Source organism: Ensifer sp. Root423 (assembly GCF_001426275.1).
Lineage (GTDB): Bacteria > Pseudomonadota > Alphaproteobacteria > Rhizobiales > Rhizobiaceae > Ensifer > Ensifer adhaerens.
In genome coordinates, this window is the sequence record NZ_LMEG01000022.1 from 41,138 (window position 1) to 60,497 (window position 19,360).

Here is a 19,360-nt window from a genome sequence, read left to right on the forward strand (position 1 = left end):
TTGGTCGTAAGGGATTGGGTCTCAATGGGCGTGGCGTGGGTCGAGCATGTCGCGTAGCGCATCGCCGACCAGGTTCCACGACAGTACGAAGAGGAAGACGGCCGCGCCGGGGAAGGCCAGCGTGTACCAGAACTGGAAGGGATTGCCGGGCTGACCGACGATCCAGTTGCGCGAATAGGCGATGAACTGGCCCCAGTCGGCATAACCTTCTTCGGTGCCAACGCCGAGGAAGCTGAGCGCTGAGGCCGACAGCACCATGGAACCGGTCGCCATCGTCGCGAGAACCAGCACCGGAAACATGGCGTTGGGCAGGATATGCAGGACGATCAGCCTGAGATCGCTGGCGCCGTAGCTCCTGGCTGCGTGGATGTAATCCATCTCGCGGATCCTCAGGATCTCGCTTCGAACGATACGGGCATAACTCATCCAGCCGAACGTCGTCAGCGCGATCGTAATGGGCACGATGCCTTTGCCGAGCAACGCCGTCAGCACCATGGCGGCGATCAGGAAGGGCACGGCCATGAACACGTCGACGATGCGCATCAGCACTTCCTCGACGACGCCGCCGTAATAGGCCGCGACAGCGCCGACGACCGTGCCGATCAGCACGGAGATCGCCACGACCCCCAGCCCGATCTTGAATGCCGTGCGCGTACCCCAGACGACGCCATAGAAGATGTCGTACTGGCCCTGGGTCGTGCCAAACACCGCCTCCGGCGAAGGCGGTTGCGGCGTCGCCAGGAAACCCTCGCGCGGCGTGTCGTAGGGCGAGAGCTGGAAGCTTTGCGGCGGCGCCAGAACGGGCGCGAAGACGGCGATCAGCACGAAGGCGAGGAGGATCACGACACCAAACAGCGACACCGGATTTCGTGCGAGGTAACGAAGAAACTTCATTGCGTCTTCACCCTCGGGTCAAGCAACGGATAGATGAGATCGACGACCAGGTTCATCAGCACCAGGACGACCGCGAAATAGAGGCCGAAGCCGAGAACTGCGGGAAAGTCGAGATTGGCAGCGGTCTTGGCGGCGAACTGGCCGAGCCCGGCGTAGTCAAAGATGGTCTCGGTGATGACCACGCCACCCATCATCACGGCGAGTTCCATGCCGGCGATGGTTGCAAGCGGCAGAAGCGCGTTGCGCCTGGCGTGATGCAATTCGACGACGCGGCGCGGCAGGCCCTTGGCGCGGGCGGTGCGTACGTAGTCCTGGCGCAGCGTTTCCAGCATCGAGGTGCGCATCACCCGCGTCATGCTGGCGACGTTGACATAGGTCAGCGTGATGACGGGCGCCGCAAGGTGACGAAGTGCATCGCCGAAGATCGCCAGGTTGCCGTTGAGCAGCGCGTCGATAGTATTGGCGCCGGTGTAGCGCACGAAATCGCCGGAGCTGACCACGGTTTGCGCCCACTGGCTGAGCCGGCCGGGCGGAAACCAGTCAAGCGCCGAATAGAAGATCAGCAGCATCAAGAGGCCGAAGACGTAAACCGGAAAAGACCAGCCGAGAATGGTGAAGATGCGGATGACATGGTCCGGCCAGCGGTTGAGATAGATGCCGGCGCGCGAGCCGAGGTAGACGGCGAGTAGCAGACAGGGCACGAAGGCCAGCACGACCAGCTCCAGCGTCGCCGGAAACAGCGACATCAGCGCCGTCGACACCGGCTGGCGCGCGGTCTCGGACCAGCCGAGATTGCCGCTGAGAACGCCGCCAATCCAGCGGCCGTACTGAATGTAGAAGGGATCGTTGAGCCCGTACTGCTCGATCATCCGGCGGATGCTCTCCTGACCACCCTTGAGATAATCGGGCGACGGCGCATAGGCCGCCAGTCTCTGGGTTGGCGAAAGCGACATCTGCAGCGCGAAGATCATCAACGACAGCGCGAAGAGGACGATCGGCAGCATCATCAGTCGTCTGAGTGCGTAATTCAGCACGGTTCACACGTTCCGATTTCAGGGAAAAGAGAAAAGGCATGCCGGGCGGTCTTGCCGCCCGACATGCCGTTCGCCAATCAGTCGTTGGCCTTGGTGACCGGGTAAAAGTCCCAGGCGCCGTAGAGGATCATGTTGTCGACATAGCCGTCGATGTTGCTGCGGGTGACGACGTAGCCGAAATCTTCCCAGAGGAACTGGGTGGTGGCGTATTCGTACGACATCTCCTGCAGCTTGGCGTAGATCGGCTCGCGAACCGCCGGATCGACCGATGCCCAGGCTTCATCCAGGAGCGGCTTGAACTTCTCCGCCATCAGGTCGCGATAACCTTGGCCGACCATGCCGCCGACGAGACCCGTGGGCGAGAGGTAATAGCTGGCGGCACCGAGCGGACCACCCGGATCGGAATAGTCAGGACCCCAACCCATCACCGTCAAGGGTGCTGCCGGCTTTTCGCGGTTGTTGAGCTTGTCCGAAACGGACGCCCACGGCAGAGCCTGGATCTGCATCTTGAACTTCGGATTGATGCGCGACAGCCCCTGCTGCAGCGCCGAGAGTGCCGCCGTCAGCTGCGGGTTGCCTTCGGTCACATAGGCGGTGAAGGCAAAGCCGGTATCCCAGAGCTTGCCGTCAAATGCCTTCTTGAAGTGTTCTTCGGCCTTGGCGGGATCGTAGCTGTAGACAGGTGAATCCGGGCGGTAACCCATGATGCCGCGAACCGTCGGCCCACGAGACTGCACGGTCTTGTTGAGCAGCACCTGGGTGAGCAGCGCGTCGTAGTTCTGGGCGTAGTTGAAACCCTTGCGCACGTCGATGTCGGCGAAGAAGTCCGGCGGAATGCCGGCGCCGTCGAGCTTGCCGCTGCCGATCGCCGGATTGTCGTTGTCGTCGAGCGGCCAGGCGAAGAAGATGCCGCGCGAGAACACTTTCTGCAGGCCGTCAATGACCTTGACGCCTTCAGTCTTGCTGAGTTCATCGATGAACTCGACGGGTGCCGTGACGAAATCGGCGTCACCGGACAGAAGCTGCAGGCGCCGCGTCGTCCATTCCGGCACCGTGCGCATGACCACGCGCTCAAGCTTGGCGGGGCCCATGAAGTAATTGTCGAAGCGCTTCAACGTGATGCGCCGGTCGGTTCGGTCCCATTCCTCGAGCATGAACGGCCCGGTGCCATTTTCTTCCGCAAACAGCGGATTGGCGCCGAGTTCCGGACGGTAGTGGGCCTTCCAGGTGTCGCCCGAGCCATCCCAGCCGCCGACCGATGCAACCCATTCTTTGTCGACGACCGAAGTGCCGAAGGGCAGCGCGATCACCCCAAGCGTGGCCGGAAACGACTTGGGCAGCTTGAGCGTGACATTATCGCCATCGACGACGATCTGCGACGCGAGTTGGTCATAGACCTTGCGCAGGATCTCGGGGCTGGCGTCGTTGATGGATTTCACCTCGCCTTCGGCCTCAACCCACTTGGCGATGTCGGTATATTTGCCGGCTGTGATCACCTCGGTGATCGCGTTCGACATCCACGACTGGCCTTGAAGAATGGCGCGCAGCAACGAGTAGCGTACGTCTTCGGGCGTGATCTGGCCGTAACCCGGCTCGATCGTCGCCTTCTGGGCGTCAGTCAGCTTGTCGTAGTATTCCCAGGTGACTTTGCCGTCGGCGCCCTTGATCCCGACCTTGTGGGCTGAAACGCCTTTGCGGATCGGGAAGGTATAGCTCACCGAGCCATCGGCCGCCTGCTTGATGAGGCCGTTTTCGAGCGACGGTACTTCGGTCGAGAGCGACGGCACGAACTCGGAGATCTTCGAGCCGTTGAAGTTCAACAACCGACTGTAGATGTTGAGAGCGCCGTAAGAGCTCGGCGTGTTGGCGATATAGGCCGGATCGAACGACTGGATGTCGTCGGTCCACATGAAGACGAAAGTGCCGGGGTTCTTGGTCTCGGCCATAGCGGGCGCAGCCGCGATGCCGAGCCCCAAGCACAGAGCTAGGGCTAAGGTGCGTTTCATCGTTGTTCCCATTTGGTGGAGGCGGAAGTTTTCTTCTCGTTATAGGGGAGGCTAGAAGAGCGCTTGCAGGTCTGTCCAATGTGTAATTAGGATAGACTATGCAAATCACGCATGAGGGCCGGCATGGAACTGCAATGGCTTGAAGATTTTCTGGAAATTGCCGCGACCAGAAATTTCTCGACGGCAGCGACGGCGCGCAACATCTCCCAACCGGCCTTCAGCCGGCGCATCAAATCGCTCGAGAACTGGATCGGCGCCGACCTGATCGACCGCAGCACCTATCCGGTACAGTTGACAAGGGCAGGCACGATGTTCCTGCCGGGTTGCCAGCGGCTCGTGCGCGAAGCCTACAGGCTGCGCACCGATTGCCGCAATGTCGCCGGCGAAAGCTCGGCCATGCTCACCTTCACCTCGCTGCATACGCTGGCGATGTACTTCTTCCCGAAATGGATCGGCTCGCCGCTGATCTCGCGCCTGCCGCTGCGCACCAGCATGCACGCCGCCGACTTCCTCGAAAGCATCGACCATCTGTGTTCGGGCCAATGCGATTTCGCCATCACCTATGTGCATCCCGATGGACCGCCGGTGCTGGAAGGCGGGCCGTTCGAATCGTTGCAGATCGGCAAGGACAGGCTGATCCTGGTGTCGGGAGCCGACGAGAGCGGCCGACCGCTGTTCGACATCGACGGGCCCGAAAGCACGGAGATCCCCTATCTCGCCTATTCCTGGAGCGACGGCTACATCGGCAAGCTGGCGACCTTGATCCAGTCGCGCTGGCGCCGGCCGCTCAATCTCAGCATCGTCTACCAGTCGGGCCTCGCCGATGGCCTGAAGCACATGGCCGTCGCCGGGCGTGGCGTCGCCTGGCTGCCGCAGATCTGTGTGGCGGAAGCCCTGCGCCAAGGCCGCCTCGTCCAGATCGGCGGACAACAGATGTCGCTCGACATGGAGATCCGCATCTTCAGGCGCGCCGGCCCTGGTAGCGCCGACAGCGATGGGTTGTGGCAGCATCTCAAGCAGTGTGCGGCATTGCCACAGTACAAGAACGGATTCGATGTCGGCATCGACGCCGCCTGAGGCACCGTCATACCCCAAATCGCCCCACCGAGGCCATATGCGAAGACAGGCGACACGATGCAGAAAGCGCATAGTTTCGATTGCCACATTCGGGACACATTGATTTTACTCGGTTTTGCGGCACGGACAAAAGCCGGTTGCGTGCCGCCCGGGCACTGACGGCCTGCCTCGCAGGGAGTTCTCCGCCACCCGAGCATATTGACAGGATGCAACCCCGTTGCGAGACCTGATAGGGCAACGTCCCCTCGAAATCGGGTCCATGTGCTGATGTTCCTGTCTAAATCCGCGCCCCCTGAACTGCCCGAGGATGTCATCCTATCCGTGGAAGACCTTGAGGTTTCCTTCGCGGCCGGCACCCGCTCACAGCTGCGCGCGGTGCGGGGCGTCTCCTTCCGCATCGCGCGCGGCGAGACAGTTGCTCTGGTCGGCGAGTCTGGATCCGGCAAATCGGTGACCGCCATGACGATCATGCGTTTAACCGAGTATGATGGCGCGGCGATTACCGGCGGGCGGGTGCTGATGCGCTTGAAGGACGGCAAGGTCGCCGACCTCGCGACATTGTCGGAAAAGCGGGTCGAAGCCCTTCGTGGCGCGGACATCTCGATCGTGTTCCAGGACCCGATGTCGAGCCTGAACCCGGTCTTTACCGTCGGCGACCAGATTGCCGAAGCGGTGATCCATCACCAGAACAAGACACCGAAGGAAGCGCGCCAGATCGCGCTCAACACCCTCAAGCTGGTACGTGTGCCCGATGCGGAACGCAGGCTCGACCAGTATCCTCACCAGCTCTCCGGCGGCATGCGCCAGCGCGTCATGATCGCTATTGCGCTCGCCTGCCGCCCGTCGCTGATGATCCTCGACGAGCCGACGACCGCGCTCGACGTGACCATTCAGGCGCAGATCCTCGATCTGGTTCGCGCCCTGCAGCACGAAATCGGCATGTCGGTGCTGTTCATTACCCACGACATGGGCGTCGTCGCGGAAGTCGCAGACCGGGTCTGTGTGATGCTCAAGGGTGAAATCGTCGAGACGGGATCGGTTTACGACATCTTCGCCAAGCCGAAGCATGCCTATACACGCGCCCTGATTTCCGCCGTGCCGCGCCTCGGCAGCATGGCCGACAAGGATGCGCCGGAGAAATTTCCGCTGCTGGTGTTCGAACCGGAGCGGCAGCCCGCGGAGGCGACAGAATGAACGCGCCGGCTCCTATGACGCAATCCCCTCGCCCACTCGTCGAGGTGCGAAACCTGGTGACGCGCTTCGATCTCAAGGCCGGGCTGTTCGGCCACGTCTCCGGCCGGGTACATGCGGTGGAGAACGTCTCCTTCGACATTTTTCCCGGTGAGACCCTGGCGCTGGTCGGTGAATCCGGCTGCGGCAAGTCGACGGTCGCCCGCTCGCTCATGCAGCTCGATCGACCGCGCTCTGGCTCCATCCGCTTTGATGGAACCGAACTGATCGGCGCGCCGCGCCCTGTCCTCGCGCGATTTCGGCGCGAAGCGCAGATGGTCTTCCAGGATCCGTTTTCTTCGCTCAACCCGCGCATGACGATCGAGCAATCGCTGATGGATCCGATGCGGGTCCACAAGCTTGGTTCGACCGGGGACATGCGCGCCCGCGCTGCCGAACTTCTGGCAAAGGTCGAGCTTTCGCCTGAGCATCTCGAGCGCTATCCGCATGCATTTTCCGGCGGGCAGCGCCAGCGCATCTGTATCGCCCGGGCGCTTGCGCTCAACCCGCGTCTCATCGTCGCCGACGAAGCAGTCGCTTCGCTCGACGTGACGATCCAGGCGCAGGTGATCAACCTACTCATGGACCTGCAGCGCGAGATGCAGATCGCTCTTCTGTTCATCAGCCACGATATGGCGGTGGTCGAGCGCATCGCTCACCGCGTTGCGGTCATGTATCTCGGCGAAATCGTCGAGATCGGCGATCGCCGCTCGGTGTTTAGCAATCCGCAGCACCCCTATACCCGCAAGCTGCTATCGACCGTGCCGATTGCCGATCCGACGCGCCGTCCGGAAGGGCGCCAGCCGATGTCCGACGAAATTCCGAGTGCGGTGCGTGCGCCGGACTTCGTGCCTCGCGAACTGCCGATGCGGCAGATCTCATCGACCCACTACGTGCGCCAGGTCGCAACCGCCTGACATAGCCGCTATACCCCGTTCCAGATCAGAGTATCCCAACATGAGCACTTTCGAAGTGACGCAACCGGCTGCGAGCGCTGCCGGCATGGCGTCGACAGATATCCGCGACAGCACAAGCGGGACCACGGCCGCAATGTTCCTGCGTCCAGCGGCCGCCGACCGACCGACACCCTATATCGAGGTCGACGAGAAACGGCTCACCCGCAATATCAAGGCCATGCAGCAGCGCGCCGATGCAGCCGGCGTGGCGATGTTTCCGCATGTGAAGACGCACAAGAGCCTCCACATCGCCCGGCAGCAGCTTGCCGCAGGTGCGCGCGGCATCACCGCCTCCAAGCCCAGCGAAGCGCTTATCTTTGCCGAAGCCGGGATTGCGTCGATCATCCTGGCCTATCCCATCGTCCACGCGGCGTCGCTCGATCGCCTTCTGCCTGCGGTCAAGGCGCGGAGCGTGGAACTGCGCACGATTGCGGCGAGCCAAACAGGTGTCCATGCGTTGTCGCAGGCCGCCAGCCGGCACGGCATCGAGATCGGCGTGTTCCTCAAGGTCGACGTTGGCCTCGGCCGCGTCGGCCTCAAACCCGATGACCCGGCAGCGCCTGAACTGTGCGCAAGCATCGCCGGCACCCCTGGTTTGCGATTTGCCGGACTGCTTTCGCACGCCGGACATGCCTACGGGGCTCCGGAGCCCCATGCCCTGGCCAAGATCGCCGACGACGAGGCCGAGGCCCTCTTCGGTCTCGCCGAGAGGCTTCGGCAACGCGGAATTGCCGTCGATTGCATTTCCGTCGGCGCAACGCCGACTTGCGTCGGTGCACCGCTGCCCCGGGAAGTCGATTGCATCCGTCCCGGAAACTACGTCTTTCTGGACGGCACCGCCCTTCGGCTTGGCATCTGTACCGCCGACGACCTCGCGCTTTCAGTCGTCGCCCGGGTCGTCGCGTCGAACGACGCGCACTTCATCATCGACGCTGGTTCGAAGTCCATGAGCTCCGATCGCGGCGCACATGGCATGGGTGGCGCAGGGTTCGGCACCGTCGTCAGCGCCGAAGGCGATGGCGAAACCGGCCTGTGGACGCTCGAGCGACTGTCCGAGGAACACGGGTTCGTCCCCCATTCCGGGCGCCCCCTGCCGCTCGGCAGTCGCGTGCGCGTGTTCCCCAACCATTCCTGCGCCTCGATCGCCAACTTCGACAATTTCGTCCTGGCGCGTGCGGATGGCACTGCAGCCAACCTGCCGGTCGACGCCCGCAACGGTCAGACCTGAAGAGCGCACCGGCCTTTCGGCCACCTGGGCGGCGATTTATCGCCGCCCATCAACGCGTTGAAGTTCTCGCTCCTTCGTCCATCATCGAGATGGAAAGCTGGATTGTGAGACCTAGATCTCCCAAATATCATTGCGATGCCAATATCAGTGCATCGAGAAGCCGACGCGGCTGATCGGACTTCAAATCTACGCCTCCAGTGTAAAGGATATGATCCATGAAAGTCCTAATGGTCCTCACTTCGCACGACACCCTCGGTAACACCGGCAAGAAGACAGGGTTCTGGCTCGAAGAGCTGGCGGCTCCCTATTACGTCTTTAGGGATGCCGGAGCCGAAATCACCCTTGCATCACCCAAGGGCGGCCAACCGCCGCTCGACCCGAAGAGCGATGAACCGATGTTTGAGACCGACCTCACTCGGCGTTTCAAGGCAGACCGGGAAGCCAAGGCCCAGCTCGCCGAGACGGTTCGCCTCGACAGCGTCAACCAAGGGGACTTCGACACCGTCTTCTATCCCGGCGGTCACGGTCCGATGTGGGATCTCGCCGAGGACGGAAACTCGATCAAGCTGCTCGAAGCCTTCATTGTGGCGGGCAAGACGATTGCCCTTGTATGCCACGCACCCGGCGTTCTGCACCGCGTCAAGAACCCGGACGGCACACCTTTCGTAAATGGGCGAAAGGTCACGGGCTTTACGAATTCCGAGGAAGCGGCCGTCGGTTTGACGGAGGTCGTGCCCTTCCTGGTAGAAGATGAGTTGCTCGGTCTCGGCGCCGTTTTCTCGAAGGTTAAAGACTGGGGCGTCCACACGGTCGTCGATGGCCGGCTCATCACCGGCCAGAATCCCGCCTCATCTGGCGAAACGGCAAAAGCCCTCCTGGCCGCCTTGAAACCGTAATCGAAGATTGGATCGGGGCGCGTCGCCAGAAAGAGCGTCCGCCTTCGGCGGAGCGTGTCTTGCAGACAGAGGACTATTCCGTCTCCAATTCCCTTGGCGAAACAATCGATCTCAAGGGCTTCATAGAGGAACAAGCCCGCTTCAGCGTCGGGTTCGATGTCGAGAGAACGCTGGGGCTCAAAAACGGACTAACGCTATCACCGTCGATCGGCGCGGATATCGGCTTTGCCTCGCTTGATGGCGAAGGCCTGTTCGGGAGGATCTCCGCCGGGCTCACTCTCTCCAACCACGACAACTGGAATATCGACTTCTCACTGCTGTTTAACGTCGAGGGCGATGGTTCGCGCTCGGGCGGCGGGAAGATTGGCGCGCGCGTGAGCTTTTGACCGAACGATCACACGCCAGACGTCTTCGCCAAAGAAATGACGGCCCCTCTCAGCGCTCACATACGTTTTCCAAGCGGCCTAACCTAGGCCGAAGGAGATATTGAGGATGCGCTGCGGAGCATAGACATGTTAGGCACTTAGGGAAGGACAGCCGCATCTTGCAGCATTCGCACCGGTGCGCCTCACTGCTATCAACGGGGTGCGCCTGAAGCGGGACGCTAGTAAGCCAGCTGAGCACGTAGGCTTGGGACGATCCAGTCGAGGAAGCACCGCACCTTCAGCGGCAGGGGATCGGCTGGTCCATGGATAACGTTCACAGGTAGCGGTTCCGGTGCAAAGTCCGTCAGCAATTCGTGCAGAGCGCCGGAGCGCAACTGATCGGAGATCTGGTAAGACAGCACGCGGATAATGCCGATACCGGCTATTGCAGCCTGAATGGCAGCCTCCGTCGTATTGACCGCGAATTTGGGGCGCGGCTCGATGGCAAAGGCCGCGCCGTCCCGGCGGTAGCGCCATTCCGGCGCGGTCGCAAAGCCCTGAAAGCTTATGCCATCATGGTGGCTGAGGTCTTCCGGCTGAAGCGGAGCGCCTCGGCGGGCAAGATAGTCGGGGCTCGCGCAGATCACCCGTCGGACGGCGCCGACGCGCGTTGCGATAAGCGCGCTGTCCGCCAAGTGTCCGATCCGCAGGGCCACATCGACGTGCTCGTCCGCCAGACTTAGCTGACGATCGGCGAGGGTCAGACGCAGGTTGATATCGGGTTGCTCCTTCAGGAACTCCAGAGCTATTGGCAGCAGATGGCGCTCGCCGAAGGCAATCGGTGCGGTCACGTGCAGCCCTCCACGCAGCGCGCCATCATCGCCGCTGGCCTGCCGCTCCGCCGCGTCCAGCTCCTCCAGAATACGACGTGACGCGGCGACGAAGCTGCGCCCCTCATCCGTCAAGGAGAGGCCGCGGCGGGTGCGCACGACCAGGCGCACGCCAAGGTGTTTCTCAAGATCCGCGACCCTGCGGCTGACCGTGGCGAGCGGTGCATGCAATCGCCGCGATCCAGCCGAGAGGCTGCCAGCGTCCACCACCGCCAGCAGCACCGACATCGCTTCAAACCGATCCATCGTATCCTTCCGGAAACTGAGAGGAAAGTTCCAGAATTGGCAGGATACCCTATTGCTTTCGGATATCCTAGCTTTTGCGTCGATCCAGCGGACGCCGGCCGGCTCCCCGTATTGCCAATGATCAGGAGAAAGACGTCATGCCTCAACTTTCACGTCGTGCCTTTGCAAGCGCTCTTCCTCTCGGCCTCCTCGGGGGAGGACTGATCAGTGGCGCACCGGCCCCTGCCGCCGCGCAGAATACCCCCAACACGCCGGTCAGCATTACGCCGCTGGCGCAGATCCGCATCGGTCGCTTCACGGTGACGGCGCTGACAGACGGGTACGCCGATATGCCCTTCGACTATTTTCCGGGACGCGCGCCGGCCCAGGTGGAGGAGGCGGCAGTCGCTCAGTTCACCGCCCGGCCGAGCGGGGTGCGGTTCCTCTTCAACCAGTATCTCATCGATGATGGCGAGCGCCGCATCCTGATCGATGCCGGTGCAGCGGGCTCGATTGGTCAGACCGGCAAACTGCCGCAGGCGCTTGGTGCGCTTGGCCTGCAGCTTGACCAGATCGACGCGGTGATCGTAACGCATATGCATCAGGACCACATGGGCGGTCTGATCGCCGGAGGCAAGAACAACTACCCAAAGGCGGAGCTCTACATCGATCGTCGCGACGTCACCCATTGGACCGACCCGGCCAAGCGCAGCGGCGCGCCCGACTATCTGCAAACCAGCTTTAAGATGGCGGAGGAGGTGGTGCGCCTCTACCCGAAACTCCAGGCGATTGACGGAGAACGCGAAATTGTGCGCGGCGTCTCAATTGTCGACCTGACCGGCCATACACCCGGCCATATCGGCGTGCGGGTCGAAGATGACGGAAAGAGCCTCATCATGGTCTCGGACATGATCTTTCCGGTCGTGCATCCGGGGGCGACCGACGTGTTCTTCCTGTTCGAGCAGGACCGGGCAGCGGCCAAGGCAATGCGCGACCGCTTTTTCCCTCGCGCCGCTTCGGAGGGCGCACTCATCGCCGCCACGCACATGCCCTTCCCAGGGCTCGGCCGTGTCGTCGCCGACCGTGGCCAGATGCGCTGGGAGGTGGCCGACTGGGCCTTACAGGATTGAAGTTAGCTACGGCGGTCTAGAAAGTCGGTCATTTCTACGGCATCAATATTCCGGCGCAAGGCGCGGTCGAACCGATGGTTGCCGGATGGGTTCCCGTATTTTCCGGAACGCCATGCGATGCGCCATTTTGCTTGCAGGAACAAATCGCATTTAGGAACCACGTGGGGTCGCCTGATGTCTTTGGCTGCGCGCGAGCCCGGCAAAGCGACGCTTCACCTCTTCGAATAGGGGTGGAGGCAACGGGCCGTGGTAGCCGCTATCGGTGTCGAGCGGCCGGACGTCCGGGTCTGGCGGGGCAAAGCGGTTACTTCCCGTCAAAACAATCCAGGAGCGCTCGTCATCCGGCCCTAGCGAGCTTTGTCGCCGGCGGGATCTCGACGGCATCGGCCGGGCGGAGGGTGGCGAATGCGTGATCGGGAGTGGGGCGGGTGCTGTTGATTGCACCGGTCTCCTCGGTGATCGAAGTCGCAAAGCTTCACTGCCTGATCGTTACGCATGACCCGGACCTCAAACTCGAGGAAGCCCCCTGGCCAGAGCTGCGAACCCTGTTGAAGGACCTCATCCGGATCAACGGTGCGCGAGACGATCAGTACCGTCACGAACGACTGCCGACGCGGTCGGAACCCGCCCGCAGTTTCACTCTGAGGGGGAGATCTAGCAACATGGACCTCGGCAAATCAACGGGCATGCGAGACGTTTTGGACCTGGCGACGCAATACAAAGCCGCCGCCGTCAAGCTGGGTGAGAACCCATCCGGTCCTAACCATCTTCCGCAAAGGCTGCTGGCTCTTCATGCCATCGAGCTTTATCTCGATGCTCTTCTTCAGGCGAAAGGCCTCGATGACGAGCCGATCCACAACTTCCAACATGACCTTGGCGAGCCGGCCCGAAGAGCGGGGGCCGCAGGACTTGTCTTGCGCAAGCGCACGCTGGCGCACGTGGCAACGCTCTCCTCAGCTCAAGAGTATCTCATTGTCCGATATGCTCCTGAGCTGACGTCCACGCTCTCGCAGGTGAACCGGGTTATGACGACGCTTGAAGAGGTTTCGCGGAAGGTACCAAAGATGGTGAAGGCGACCAAGCCCCATAAGTGAACTTGATCGCTGGCGGCCAAAGGGATGGCGGGTTTTCCAAGTTGGACCCGCGCTCGAAGGTATGTCAGACAGTGCTGCCCGAGATCTGCTTTCAGCGTTGACTGGATCTTATCAAAGAATGACTCGCAACAAAATTCCCAAATTGGAAACTTTGTGCTTGTTTCCAAATTGGGAATTCGTTAAATAGGGGCTCAAGTGAACGTTATCGCTAAATCTGCGCTGGTCAGCTTTTGGAATAGCTTGCCGAAAGGCGTCCCACGAGAGGCCGCGCGAGCCGCAATGACGGAATGGTATACTACCGCATCGAAGGCGAGCTGGAGTAATTTTAGCGAGTTAAAGAAGACATTTAACTCAGCTGATCTGGTGGCCGGCAACAAGGTTATCTTCGACGTCGGCGGCAACAAGTACCGCATTGTGGGACTGGTCGCATTTCGGTCCAAGCGGATTTTCGTCCTGTTTGTCGGGACGCACGCCCAGTACGATGCGATCGACGTCAAAGAACTCTGACGTGAAAGGAAGTCGACATGTTGGATTTGAAAGGGTTTCGGACGCTTCAGAGTGAGGCCGAGTACAACGCCGCACTGAAGGAAGTTCGGCCATATTTCGAAGACGAACCCGAAGAAGGCTCTGAGGAAGCTGCGCACTTTGACGCGCTCGTCCTTCTGATCGAACAGTACGAGGGCAAGCACTATCCAATCCCGACGGCGAGCCCCGTTGAGGTGGTCAAGTCGGTGATGGCTGCGAACAACTACACGCGCGCCGATCTCGTGGCGGTTATTGGTTCGAAAGCGCGGGCGGCCGATCTTCTGAACGGAAAACGGGAAATTAATCTGGATCAGATTAGAAAGCTCAGCAAAGAATGGAACATCCCGGCTGGTTCACTGATCGGCGAAGTGGCGGCCTAAGGGATTCCGGCTAAGCTCGCCCCATTACCCCGTTCGACCAGGCGAGCAACGTCGTTGATGCGCTCGATTACGACCCGAATCGTTCAACCCCGGACGATCGAATTCGTTCTTTCAGATTCGAGTCGGGCCGGGCCCACCATATCCCTCATTTATGTTCTAAGGCCTCCGGCAGTGTCGTGTGCGGGCCAATAGGATCACATCCCAGGTCTCTTGGCACGACAGCTCGGAAAACTCGTCAGGAGCGGGAACGCTTGGTCATAAGTCCCCATTCAGCACGACGGGCCGTCCGTGCGGCGTCCGCAAATATGCGCGCTCCCAGGCATCTCGCCGCTGGATTAATTCCTTGCCGGAAATCGCGTGTGCTTGATCGAGGAGGCTTTCGAGTGCGGACAACACGGCGCGATAATAGGTCTCGGTGTCGTCCGACTGTCCGGCGAGATGCGCCTCGCACAACTTCGCTCCCAGGGTTTCAGCCCAATGCGCTCCTGATATTACGCCCGAATCAACCAACAAATTTGCCATCGCGGAAGCCTGAGCATGCCACGGCTCGGCGAAAGCCGGTTCGCTGTCCCTTTGCGTCAGGTGGGCCGTCCCGGGTTCAGATCCGCTCAAGATAGCTCTCCCAGAGATCGACGAAAACTTGATCGCGGCTGTCGTGGGCTTCCGACCACAACTCGGACGCGGCAAAGCCAACCGTGTAGAGGTGCTCGCCTCTGGGCGTTCCGGCGGCTGACGCGTCCGGCAGTACATGGGCGCCGTGATGTGCGATCACGCTTCCACGCCTCCCCCGCACATAGGACGGCAAGCGCGTATGTCCGGAATGTCCCATGGATTTGCCGCGCACCACGTCGCCCACGACGAACAACGGCGGCGCCCCGGAATCAAGAGCGTAGCTGCGCACGGACTTGACGTAGGCGCGCGCCTCGTGCGCTTTTTCAGGCGGATAGCCAGGCTGGCGTGCAAATGACGACCGGCCAACATCGAGTTCTTCCAATGCAAGATAGCCGGCATCAATCATCTGGGCTGCAATCGTCAGCACCCATTGATCGAAGTATGGCCGCGTCAAATATTCGGCCGGAACGATCAACTCGCGGCAATGCCTGAACCAATCAATCGACCAGTCCGCATCGCCAGCGGCAGCCTGGGCGAGACCGAAAGCCCGCATTTCCCAATCCGAACGGAAGGGACGCTCGTCATCCCTGCCTAGAATGGGGCCAAATCCTTCGCGCCCGCCAAGATCGTGAACGCCGTCCATCAGGCTTCCCTCCTGGTTGGAGAAAGATCCCTCTGCGTCCCGATCATAGAATTACGCGAGACCAGCTCCGCGAGCTGCTCTTCGCTCCAGGATTCCACACCATTGGGCTGCTGCGGTATCACCAGATATCGTCTCTCGGACGTCGAGTCCCAGACCCGCACCTCGACAGTCGGGGGAATTTCCACGCCAAACTCCGCCAAAACCGCGCGCGGTTCGCGCACAGCGCGCGCCCTGTATTCGTTCGACTTGTACCACGCAGGCGGAATCCCCAGAATCGAGAATGGGTAGCAGGAACAAAGGGTGCAGACGACGAGATTGTGTATCTCTGATGTATTCTCAACCGCCTGCAGGTGACCCGTTCCGTGCCCAGCAAATCCGAACTGCTCGATTGCAGCGGTCGCATTTTCGAGAAGAGCCCTTTTGAACGACGGTTCTCTCCAGGCCCGAGCCACGACCCTCGCCCCGCGCTTAGGTCCGATCTCGTCGCGGTACATTTCGATCCAGGCGTCCATAGCCGCAGGATCGATCAGCCCCTTTTCGACGAGAAGGCTTTCGAGTGCTCTGGTTCTCAGCACGGACTCGGAAGGCAAGTGCTGATGCAGCTCGTGATGGATACTGGAAATGCGTCGCGAATCGAAGCTTGTCATCGCCTTGCTCCAGGAGCGTAGTCTGCCAAATCAACAAGCGACCCCACCATTTTGAGGTGGGTCGAGGCGTGAATGATCGAGCGGTTTTTCACCAAGGTCAAGCAATGTTGCACCGTGTCAGGAGTCAATCGTATCAAACCCGGGAAGGCGAAGGTCTCTGGTTTTCGCTCACAACGCCGTTGTCGCGATAATGCGGCGAACCAGCCAAATTCCATTGGCCGCGTCTTGCCTTCATGGAACGCCATGACCGATTTCGCCAAGCCGTTCCCTGAAGGCCAAGAGCATCTCCTCCCATCATGCTTCTTCTCGGAGCAGAGGTTTTCTCCATTTCACAGAAATTTCAGAACTTGTTCGGGACATGAAGCTCCGCCTGGTCGACCATGAATTCGCTGTGGAGGTCGTCTCATGCAACTTACCTCGGAAACGCCCGGGTGGCATCGCGCCCGCTACGGAGCTTTGGCGCGCAGGGCGGACCTAGCTTGACTCTGCGTTCGTTCTTGTTCGCATCGTGCGGCTAGCCTGCATGAGCACATCGAAGACACTTGAAGGAGCCGCGATGCCCAGAAACTGGGGCGTCTGATCGAGGGAGGGAACCCAAGCCGACATCGCCCGATCGCCAGAAAGACTTGCGGTTGGCCCAAAGCGAATATCACCACGCGCCCCTCCGTCACCAATCAAGTTTATTTCAGGTAGACGGTCCAGTCCGATGGACGTGAAGCTCGCGAACGGTCCTTTTCGGACGATCAGGACCCGCTGATCGGTCACGGCATAAACAGTCCGCTTCCTGAGCCAAGCATCCACGGCGAAGCGCCCGGCAAATATGAAAAGCCCTATAGCAAGGAACATTGTGCCCCAAAGGCGAAAAAAAACCGGAGCACCATTGGAAATGGCAGTCTATAGCCAGAAGAGGGTGAAGGACAGCCAGACCGTGCTAAACGGAATGAGGAGAGCGTCGCGACTCGTGAATAGTATCCCCTGCGCCGGAGAACCTTCCCAAAGAACGCGTTCCCCGGGCATAAGTTTGGTCCTGATTTCTAGCCCGCTCAAAGTGCGCACCTCCGTAAGCAATGAATCAATCATAACTTGAATTAGTGACTACTTAAACGGGTGTGCAGAACATTTTGTGACTGGCGCAAAGGCCGTACTAGGACGCGACCGTTGCCACCGAAGCCCACCGTCGCGCCGAAGAGTTCAACGCCCTAGACGCCATCGTGCCGTTTGATCGCCACAATCAGCTCGCCGCGCTGCTGAGGGACGATTAAGCCCCGACGCTCGAGCATCTCGCGGGCGAAGGCATGGGCGATAACACGCTGAGGGCGCTCGCCTCCGACCACGGGCATCTTGCGGCCTGGTGCCGGCTCACCACTGGCTCCCCTCCCCTGCTGCTGAAATTCGTCGTCCACCATCTCTGGGACCCTGGCCGGCGCGCGGAAGATCCAAGCCACGGCATGCCGGTCGAGGTTGTGACTAGCTTGGGGACCGGGCGGCTCTTGCGCGCCGACGGGCCGCATGCCTTCGCAACCTTGCGACGCCGACTGACGAGTTGGTCGATCCTGACCCCTTGGCGCGGTCTCACAGGGGCTTTCGGCGACTCCTCGTTCAAGTCGGCGCTGCGGTTTGCGGTCGCGCGAGCGTCCCGACCGCGGGCAACGAAAGAGCAAGAAGGCGGTGGCAGAACTCCTCTCGGTCTGCGCCGTCGAGCGGTCAGCCGATCTGCGCGATCAGGCGCTGCTTGTGACCGCTTTCACCCCCGGCGGCCGACGCCGCTCCGAAGTGGCGGCGCTACATGTCGAGGACCAGCCCGACGAGGAGCCGACCCCGCCGATGCCGGCTCCCTCACCTTCCCTGCCTCTCAATCCGTCTCGGCCTCACGAAAACGACGACGAGTGAGGACAACGAACGAGTGGTTCTCATCGGGCGTCCGTAAGCGTCCGGTGATGGCGGTCGACTTGCTTTTGGTTACAGTGCTGCGATGACAATGTTGTTTTGGGAAAGGAGCGGCTTTGCGTCGGTCTATTTTATTACCGCTTTTATTTATCGTTGCCGCATGCCCGAGTTTTGGCCAAGGCCAAGCTGGGGAGAATACCAAACGCAATGAGTATCCGTTTCAATGCGGAGCGATGTTTGCGATCGTGGCTAAAGTGTATGAGGACGCCGGTGAGATCAGCAAATCGGCAGTTTACAAGGCCAAGTTCGAAAAACTTGCTTTGAAAGCGGAAGCGGATTTTGAGAAGTTAAACCGAACGAAGGCCGACGCAGAGGCATACATGCAAAAGCATGTCGATTCCTTAGCAGCCATAGCCGAGAAGGACGCCGACGTCCTGGTCAATTTCGCCCGCCGTTGTAACGAGCTTTTTCCAGATTAAAACTCTGCAGACTGTTTGCGTGGCAATCACGCGGCTGGCAATGAGCAATTCCAGGGCGGCAATTTCTCAACCCTGTTGATCGGATGGTTTGCGACGCGCGTGAGGATCTCGCGAAGATAGGCCTCAGGATCGAGACGTTGAGCTTCGCGTCAGCAGCTTCGATGTCTTTGCGCGGCACGTAAATTGCGATTGGGCACTTAATTTGAGAACCTGGCTTCGATTTTGGCACTTAATGTGAGAATCGCCACCGTGGAAACCATGGCTGCCCCAGGCCAAGCCTCATCAGAAGACCCCGAATATAACAGAAGGTTCTGGCCGGATCGCGCGGCGTCAACGGCCGAAAATCGCACCCAGAAATCTCAAATTGAGTGCCATCACCTGCCCAAGGGGCGCATTCTCGCGATTAACTGCCAAGCGACAGCTGCATCCGCAAGAGCGGCAATGGACGGATCGTCCGCAAGGGGGCATTGCCTTCTTTCTTTTTCGGATAGAGGACGAGAAAGAGGTCCGCTAGAAAATCAGCGCGTTTATCTTTGGGTATTGACGATATTGGTGGTGCGGATGCCGTTTGGTCGGGGGTGGCCCACCCAGGACTGGGCTGCCGCCACTGGGTGCTTTCGGTCGGTCCAATATACGAGGCGCCAGAGTTCCGCAGGGACCCTAACCCGGCAAATCCAGGCGAGCCTCCCATACCCAGGAGCTTTGTTTCGGGCGCGAGCCCAGTTCCCAGCGGAAAGTGGGCGGCAACGTTCCGCCAGTAAACGGGCTGGTAGCCAATGTCGGCGCCATTTACAGCCAGCTTTCCATTAAGCCAGCGCCTGAACGGTTTCCCAAGTTCAACGCCTTGCTTCTCGTCACGCACCTTCACACCATGAACATAGATCACAGTCATGGAGAGTCCCCCGAGATGACACAATGATAGTGCAGCTACCCGCCTGAAGCGAGTTATTCTTTAGAATGCACTCATCAAGTAGGAAGACACGGTGGTTCCGATTCCAATCGTCGCTGACCAAATTTTGTATCTAATTTCTGGTCAGTAAGCGGGCCACGAGACGCCGGAAACTGAATAGCCCCGAGTTTCGTAGACACCCTCGGGTTAGATTTTCTGCTGCTTCTCGAACTCGACGGGTGACAGCATCCCGTTCCTGACGTGTTTGCGTTT

Annotated in this window: 19 protein-coding genes and 3 pseudogenes; 12 read left to right on the forward strand and 10 right to left on the reverse strand. The window is 60.4% G+C overall.

Annotation, left to right across the window (positions count from 1 at the left end; all coding sequences use genetic code 11):
- Nucleotides 1-21 precede the first annotated feature (21 nt).
- The 3 genes from ASD01_RS19375 to ASD01_RS19385 all read right to left on the reverse strand — a co-directional run bounded on the left by ASD01_RS19375 (nt 22) and on the right by ASD01_RS19385 (nt 3,934).
- Nucleotides 22-894, reverse strand: a complete 873-nt coding sequence (locus ASD01_RS19375; RefSeq protein ID WP_060644281.1) for an ABC transporter permease — start codon at nt 892-894, stop codon at nt 22-24.
- Nucleotides 891-1,928 carry an ABC transporter permease gene (locus tag ASD01_RS19380; protein ID WP_029742576.1) on the reverse strand — a complete coding sequence of 346 codons (1,038 nt, stop codon included), beginning with the start codon at nt 1,926-1,928 and terminating at the stop codon, nt 891-893. Before ASD01_RS19380 ends, ASD01_RS19375 begins: the two co-directional genes overlap by 4 nt.
- Before the next feature lie 77 nt (nt 1,929-2,005).
- Complete coding sequence (locus tag ASD01_RS19385; protein WP_029742575.1) at nt 2,006-3,934, reverse strand: ABC transporter substrate-binding protein; 1,929 nt, start codon at nt 3,932-3,934, stop codon at nt 2,006-2,008.
- 123 nt (nt 3,935-4,057) lie between these two features.
- Between ASD01_RS19385 and ASD01_RS19390 the strand changes: the two genes are divergently transcribed.
- The 6 genes from ASD01_RS19390 (at nt 4,058) to ASD01_RS19410 (ending at nt 9,707) form a co-directional block, all read left to right on the forward strand.
- The gene (locus ASD01_RS19390; protein ID WP_034800668.1) at nt 4,058-5,011 is read left to right on the forward strand and encodes a LysR family transcriptional regulator; all 954 of its coding nucleotides are present in this window, start codon (nt 4,058-4,060) and stop codon (nt 5,009-5,011) included.
- A 321-nt stretch (nt 5,012-5,332) separates the two neighbouring features.
- The gene (locus tag ASD01_RS34835) at nt 5,333-6,205 is read left to right on the forward strand and encodes an ABC transporter ATP-binding protein (RefSeq protein ID WP_244495269.1); all 873 of its coding nucleotides are present in this window, start codon (nt 5,333-5,335) and stop codon (nt 6,203-6,205) included.
- Nucleotides 6,202-7,158, forward strand: a complete 957-nt coding sequence (locus tag ASD01_RS34840) for an ABC transporter ATP-binding protein (RefSeq protein ID WP_082584655.1) — start codon at nt 6,202-6,204, stop codon at nt 7,156-7,158. The genes ASD01_RS34835 and ASD01_RS34840 overlap by 4 nt, the downstream gene beginning before the upstream one ends.
- Nucleotides 7,159-7,198: 40 nt before the next feature.
- A complete protein-coding gene (locus tag ASD01_RS19400; RefSeq protein WP_029742573.1) occupies nt 7,199-8,425 on the forward strand; it encodes an alanine racemase in 1,227 nt (408 codons plus the stop codon).
- Nucleotides 8,426-8,640: 215 nt separating this feature from the next.
- The gene (locus ASD01_RS19405) at nt 8,641-9,321 is read left to right on the forward strand and encodes a type 1 glutamine amidotransferase domain-containing protein (protein WP_060644282.1); all 681 of its coding nucleotides are present in this window, start codon (nt 8,641-8,643) and stop codon (nt 9,319-9,321) included.
- A gap of 59 nt (nt 9,322-9,380) precedes the next feature.
- Nucleotides 9,381-9,707 carry a hypothetical protein gene (locus tag ASD01_RS19410; protein WP_029742571.1) on the forward strand — a complete coding sequence of 109 codons (327 nt, stop codon included), beginning with the start codon at nt 9,381-9,383 and terminating at the stop codon, nt 9,705-9,707.
- A gap of 218 nt (nt 9,708-9,925) precedes the next feature.
- Here the strand turns inward: ASD01_RS19410 and ASD01_RS19415 are convergent, their stop codons facing one another.
- Nucleotides 9,926-10,822 carry a LysR family transcriptional regulator gene (locus ASD01_RS19415; protein ID WP_029742570.1) on the reverse strand — a complete coding sequence of 299 codons (897 nt, stop codon included), beginning with the start codon at nt 10,820-10,822 and terminating at the stop codon, nt 9,926-9,928.
- A 137-nt stretch (nt 10,823-10,959) separates the two neighbouring features.
- Here ASD01_RS19415 and ASD01_RS19420 point away from each other — a divergent pair, with 137 nt between their 5' ends.
- On the forward strand, nt 10,960-11,931 hold the full coding sequence (locus tag ASD01_RS19420) for an MBL fold metallo-hydrolase (RefSeq protein ID WP_029742569.1): 972 nt from the start codon (nt 10,960-10,962) through the stop codon (nt 11,929-11,931).
- Between the two features lie 150 nt (nt 11,932-12,081).
- Here the strand turns inward: ASD01_RS19420 and ASD01_RS37625 are convergent.
- Nucleotides 12,082-12,351 (reverse strand): annotated as a pseudogene (locus ASD01_RS37625) (plasmid maintenance toxin (PemK-like)); the annotation flags it as partial.
- 8 nt (nt 12,352-12,359) lie between these two features.
- Here ASD01_RS37625 and ASD01_RS36875 point away from each other — a divergent pair.
- From ASD01_RS36875 to ASD01_RS19435, 3 genes are all read left to right on the forward strand, one after another.
- Nucleotides 12,360-13,025, forward strand: coding sequence for a hypothetical protein (locus tag ASD01_RS36875; protein WP_244495270.1), 666 nt, complete (start codon nt 12,360-12,362; stop codon nt 13,023-13,025).
- Between the two features lie 195 nt (nt 13,026-13,220).
- Nucleotides 13,221-13,532: a type II toxin-antitoxin system HigB family toxin gene (locus ASD01_RS19430; protein WP_060517270.1), complete on the forward strand. Its 312-nt coding sequence runs from the start codon at nt 13,221-13,223 to the stop codon at nt 13,530-13,532.
- A gap of 17 nt (nt 13,533-13,549) precedes the next feature.
- Nucleotides 13,550-13,930: a helix-turn-helix domain-containing protein gene (locus ASD01_RS19435; RefSeq protein WP_029742565.1), complete on the forward strand. Its 381-nt coding sequence runs from the start codon at nt 13,550-13,552 to the stop codon at nt 13,928-13,930.
- A 255-nt stretch (nt 13,931-14,185) separates the two neighbouring features.
- Here ASD01_RS19435 and ASD01_RS19440 read toward each other — a convergent pair whose 3' ends face one another.
- From ASD01_RS19440 to nthA, 3 genes are read right to left on the reverse strand one after another with little or no spacing between them, the layout of a single operon-like run.
- Nucleotides 14,186-14,542: a nitrile hydratase accessory protein gene (locus tag ASD01_RS19440; RefSeq protein WP_049810950.1), complete on the reverse strand. Its 357-nt coding sequence runs from the start codon at nt 14,540-14,542 to the stop codon at nt 14,186-14,188.
- Nucleotides 14,529-15,185: a nitrile hydratase subunit beta gene (nthB, locus tag ASD01_RS19445; protein WP_029742563.1), complete on the reverse strand. Its 657-nt coding sequence runs from the start codon at nt 15,183-15,185 to the stop codon at nt 14,529-14,531. The genes ASD01_RS19440 and nthB overlap by 14 nt, the downstream gene beginning before the upstream one ends.
- On the reverse strand, nt 15,185-15,832 hold the full coding sequence (gene nthA, locus ASD01_RS19450; RefSeq protein ID WP_029742561.1) for a nitrile hydratase subunit alpha: 648 nt from the start codon (nt 15,830-15,832) through the stop codon (nt 15,185-15,187). The genes nthB and nthA overlap by 1 nt, the downstream gene beginning before the upstream one ends.
- A 1,208-nt stretch (nt 15,833-17,040) precedes the next feature.
- Here nthA and ASD01_RS36880 point away from each other — a divergent pair.
- Nucleotides 17,041-17,756: pseudogene (locus ASD01_RS36880) on the forward strand (integrase); the annotation flags it as partial.
- Nucleotides 17,757-17,835: 79 nt separating this feature from the next.
- Nucleotides 17,836-18,198 (forward strand): hypothetical protein, encoded by a 363-nt coding sequence (locus ASD01_RS19475; RefSeq protein WP_156400718.1) that lies wholly within the window; start codon nt 17,836-17,838, stop codon nt 18,196-18,198.
- 26 nt (nt 18,199-18,224) lie between these two features.
- On the opposite strand, the pseudogene ASD01_RS34860 reads toward ASD01_RS19475, so the two are convergent.
- Together ASD01_RS34860 and ASD01_RS19480 are read right to left on the reverse strand one after the other, a co-directional pair.
- A pseudogene (locus tag ASD01_RS34860) lies at nt 18,225-18,332 on the reverse strand (transposase domain-containing protein); the annotation flags it as partial.
- Between the two features lie 269 nt (nt 18,333-18,601).
- A complete protein-coding gene (locus ASD01_RS19480) occupies nt 18,602-19,090 on the reverse strand; it encodes a hypothetical protein (protein WP_060644286.1) in 489 nt (162 codons plus the stop codon).
- Nucleotides 19,091-19,360: the final 270 nt, after the last annotated feature.